Origin of the sequence: Pseudoalteromonas sp. NBT06-2, from assembly GCF_002276045.1 — a bacterium.
Lineage (GTDB): Bacteria > Pseudomonadota > Gammaproteobacteria > Enterobacterales > Alteromonadaceae > Pseudoalteromonas.
This window is the reverse complement of record NZ_NQMR01000108.1, coordinates 1-363: the sequence shown is the minus strand read 5'-3', so window position 1 is coordinate 363 and position 363 is coordinate 1. Positions and strand designations below refer to the sequence as shown.

Below are 363 nucleotides of genomic sequence, written 5' to 3'. Positions count from 1 at the left end.
TTAAATAATCTGATTGGTATAAGAAGTCAACTCATTTGCGGAGCAATGTCGGCTGTACAGCATGCGGTAAGAAAAGAAGCAAAAACAAAAAAGGATATTTGGATTAAAGGGTTAGTTGAGCGCAGAGGTAAAAAGTGTGCGGCTGTAGCGCTTGCAAACAAAACGGTTAGAACGGCTTACGCCATGCTCACACAAGGCACCGAATATAAAGCTGAATTACTTGCTGTCTAAAAAGAGTTTACACAACAAAATGCATAAACGAAGATAAAAATCAGCTGGTTAAGTCAGTCGACAACATAGAGCTTCGAGCTCGCAGACTAGATTTGACGACCAGTTCGCGTAAATATCATAGAGCCTGAGTTA

Annotated in this window: 1 pseudogene; it reads left to right on the top strand. The window is 40.5% G+C overall.

Going from position 1 to position 363, the window contains the following annotated elements:
* Positions 1-231, top strand: a pseudogene (locus tag CJF42_RS18330) (IS110 family transposase); the annotation flags it as partial.
* Positions 232-363: the final 132 nt, after the last annotated feature.